Below are 3,586 nucleotides of genomic sequence, written 5' to 3'. Positions count from 1 at the left end.
CCCCGAATGGGAGCGGGGCGGTAGAGTTCCGGCCGTGAAGGTCTTCGCGTGGCTGTTCGGTGTCCTCTTCTTCCTGTTCACGGCGCCGCCGGGCCACGCGGCCACGCGGGCCGCCCAGGCCCCTTCGGCCCTCCCCGCCCCCGCGCCTGGCAGGCTCACGGTCTACTTCCTCGACGTGGGCCAGGGGGACGCGGCGCTCATCGTGTCGCCCGCGGGCAAGACGGTGCTCATCGACGGTGGGCCCCCAGAGGCCGGGACGCGGCTGGCGGCGCGGCTGCGCGAGTTGGTGAAGCAGCCCCTGGACCTGGTCATCCTCACCCACCCGCACCTGGACCACCTGGGGGGACTGCCCGCGGCGCTGAAGGCGGTGGGCGCGAAGCGCTTCATGGACCCCGGCTTCGACCACCCGAGCGAGGCGTACCGCGACCTGCTGGACTTCGTGGGCCGGGAGGTGGGCCAGGTGATGACGCCGGAGCCCAACGCGTCCGCGCCCCAGACGCTGCTCACGGTGGGCCTGGGCGAGGGCGTGTCGCTCACCGTGCTCTGGCCGCGCATGCCCCAGGAGCCCTTCCTCGCCAACACGCGCTCGGACGCGAACGCGAACTCCATCGTCACCAAGCTCACCTACGGCAGGACGGCGTTCCTCTTCACCGGGGACTCGGAGCCGCCCACGGAGGAGGTGCTGCTCCAGAAGCCCGTGGACCTCACCGCCACCGTGCTGAAGGTGGCGCACCACGGCGGCAAGCACTCCTCCACCGCGGCCTTCCTGGAGCGGGTGGCCCCCCAGGCCGCCGTCATCTCCTGCGGCGTGGGCAACGACTACGGCCACCCGAGCCCGGAGGTGCTGGGCCGCCTGCGCGACGTGCACGCGCGCACCTTCCGCACCGACCAGGACGGCGAGGTGATGGCGGTGAGCGACGGAACAACCGTCACCCTGCGCTCGGCGAAGGGCGGGGACTCCACCGCGAGCGTCTCCGGCACGCAGCCGGCGGGCAGCTCCGTGGCGCTCGGGCCCATCGAGCCCACGCCGGACCGCCGCCCCGGCCGCGCGGTGGAGAAGGCGCCTGAGCCGGCCAGTTCCACGAAGAAGCCGAAGGCAGCGCCGTCCGCCCCCGCGCCTCAGAACACGTCCGACACCGCGGGGCAGAACTTCGTGTCCCTCAAGGGCAGCAAGGTGTTCCACCGCGAGAGCTGCTCGACCTTGAAGCGCTCGAAGAACGAGCGCACCGTCTATACCCGCCGTGCCGACGCCCTGCGCGAGCGGCGCCCCGCCGAGGATTGTCACCCATGAGTCCCCGCATCGCCCTCGGAGTGGGCCTGCTGCTCGCCTCGCTGGCGTGTCAGCCGACGCCCGAGCCGCCGAAGAAGGCTCCGAGCCCGGAGAAGTCGCGCTACTTCGGTGGCGCGCCGGATGGAAAGCTCCACGTCTATTTCTTCGACGTGGGGGCGGGAGAGGCCGCGCTCATCATCTCGCCGAGCGGCAACACGGTGCTGGTGGATTCGGGCCCGGCCACGGCCGAGTCGCACCTGGTGAACCGGCTGCCGGAGCTGCTGCGCCGGGAGCTGGACCTGGTCGTCCTCACGCATCCGGATCCGAAGCACCACGGCGCGCTGGACGCGGTGCTCAAGCGCGTGGGCGCGCGCCGGCTGCTGGAGCCGCAGCTGCCCGACACGTCGTCCGCCTACGACACGCTCTTGGGCGCGGTGGGCTCGCGCGGGGTGCAGGTCTTCTCACCCGCGTCCTCCGCGAACCTGCCCCAGGAGTCGGTCCGGCTGCAGTTGGAGGATGAGGTGAACCTCACGGTGCTCTGGCCCCGTGCGCCCGCGACGCCGCTGCTGAAGGGCGCGACGGACGCGGAGGGCCGGAACGCGGCGAACTCCATCGTGCTGCGCCTGACGTACCGGAACACGTCGGTCCTGTTCGCGGGCGCGGCGCGCGCGGAGACGGAGGAGGTCCTCCTGGCGAACGGATTGCTGGGACACGCCACGCTGCTGAAGGTCGCCTCGCCCGGGGTGGCCGGCGCCAACTCGCAGGGGTTCCTGGAGGAGGTGCGTCCGCAGGGCGCCGTGTTCAGCATGGATGAAGGCCTGGGCCGGGACGCGAAGGTCCGGGACGTGATGACGCGCCTCAAGGGCGTGGGGGCGAAGACGTTCCGCACGGACGTGAACGGCGAGATGCACGCGGTGAGCGACGGCAAGCAGTTCGAGCTCACCCTCCAGCGCCCCACTCCGGGAGAGCCCGCCTCCGCGCGGCGCATCGTCCTGCCGGGTGTGGACACGCGTCCGGCCCTCGTGAAGACGGCGAAGCCCCCACCCCCGCCACCGGTGGTGGTGAAGCCGCAGCCCGAGCCGCCCGTCGTGGCGAAGGTGGAGCCGACGCGCACCGTCGACACACCCCGAGGCACCACCCCGCGATGGGGCAGCGAGGGCATCGACGTGGACCCACTGCCGGCCGCGACGAAGGCGGTACGGAAGGAGGACATCCGCCGCGCCGCGCAGCGCGCGCCCACCGGCGGCTACGTGGCGAGCCGCAACAGGCGCATCTTCCACAAGGTCGACTGCCAGAGCGCGGCGATGATCAAGGACAAGAACCTCGTCGTTTTCAGGACCCGCGACGAGGCGTTGAAGTCGAACTTCGAACCCGCGCCCGACTGCAAGCCCTGACGCGAAGGGGAGCCCGCACCATGCCCAAGGCCACGGTGGATCGCATCGAAGAGGACGTCGCCGTGCTCGTCTTGGACGGCCGCCAGCTGACGCGCGCCCTGGACACGCTGCCGCCCGGCGTGCGCGAAGGGGATGTCGTGGATCTGGAGACGGGCACGGTGGACGCCGAGGCCACCGAGGCCCTGCGCGCCGGGGTCCGCACCGCGAGGGAGCGCGCCATGCGCGGCAAGAAGCCGCCGCCGGGTGGGAACTTCGACCTGTAGGAAGCGCCGGGCCACCGCCCGGGACGGACTGCTCGACGTGTCGGGTCGCCCGAGCGGAGCAGGATGCCGTGGGAAGGACCTGCTCCTGACGAGGCGAGGAGCAGGCCCACCCATGAGGTCGGCTACGGCGCGGTGCCTTCCGCCGGGGCCGCGGGCTCGCCGCCGGTCGCGGTGCCCCGCGGAGGCGCCGTGGGCGCGGCACCCTCGCGCGCGGGAGGCGCCGGCGCGGGGGTCGGGGCCACGCGGGGCTCGGGCTTGCCCGTCACCTTGTTGACCATCTGCGCCAGGGGAGGCGGCAGCATGTTCGCCGCCGAAAGCGCGAACACCGCCACCACCGGAAGGACGACGAGCAGCAGCAGCACCAGCGCCACCATCTTCAGCGGGCTGCGGCGCGGGGCCACGACGGGACGCTTGCGGGCGGCCTTCGAGTCCTGCACCTGCTCCTCGTCCTCTTCCTCGTCGCGGCGGTCGTCCTGCGCCTCGGCCTGACGGGCGTCCTCGTCGTCCTCGGCGTCGCCCCGGTTGCCGGGCAGATCCAGGTCGGAGAACAGCTCGTTGAGGGGCGCGCCAGCAGCGGCGGCGGGCGCCGCTTCCGCGTGACCCCGGCGCTGTGAGGGCGCGGGAGCAGGGGCGGGAGAATGACGCGGGTCCCCGTAGAG

The 3,586-nt window shown here is 72.8% G+C and carries 3 protein-coding genes and 1 pseudogene; 3 read left to right on the top strand and 1 reads right to left on the bottom strand.

The features are described from left to right. The first annotated feature begins 34 nt into the window (after positions 1-34). From D7Y13_RS39840 to D7Y13_RS39830, 3 genes are read left to right on the top strand one after another with little or no spacing between them, the layout of a single operon-like run. A complete protein-coding gene (locus D7Y13_RS39840) occupies positions 35-1,291 on the top strand; it encodes a ComEC/Rec2 family competence protein (protein WP_370451762.1) in 1,257 nt (418 codons plus the stop codon). Beyond that, positions 1,288-2,664: a ComEC/Rec2 family competence protein gene (locus D7Y13_RS39835; protein ID WP_120586116.1), complete on the top strand. Its 1,377-nt coding sequence runs from the start codon at positions 1,288-1,290 to the stop codon at positions 2,662-2,664. Before D7Y13_RS39840 ends, D7Y13_RS39835 begins: the two co-directional genes overlap by 4 nt. 20 nt (positions 2,665-2,684) lie before the next feature. Continuing rightward, on the top strand, positions 2,685-2,927 hold the full coding sequence (locus D7Y13_RS39830) for a DUF3006 domain-containing protein (protein ID WP_120586117.1): 243 nt from the start codon (positions 2,685-2,687) through the stop codon (positions 2,925-2,927). A 122-nt stretch (positions 2,928-3,049) separates the two neighbouring features. Here D7Y13_RS39830 and D7Y13_RS46130 read toward each other — a convergent pair. After that, positions 3,050-3,586: pseudogene (locus tag D7Y13_RS46130) on the bottom strand (hypothetical protein); the annotation flags it as partial.

The sequence above is a fragment of the Corallococcus praedator genome (genome assembly GCF_003612125.1).
In the GTDB taxonomy this organism is placed as follows: Bacteria; Myxococcota; Myxococcia; order Myxococcales; family Myxococcaceae; genus Corallococcus; species Corallococcus praedator.
Note: the sequence above shows the minus strand (reverse complement) of the source record. Positions and strands in the feature narration are given on the sequence as shown.

Coding starts and splice junctions, on each gene's coding strand:
- D7Y13_RS39835 (WP_120586116.1), top strand. CDS start 1,288: ATGAGTCCCCGCATCGCCCTCGGAGTGGGCCTGCTGCTCGCCTCGCTG.
- D7Y13_RS39830 (WP_120586117.1), top strand. CDS start 2,685: ATGCCCAAGGCCACGGTGGATCGCATCGAAGAGGACGTCGCCGTGCTC.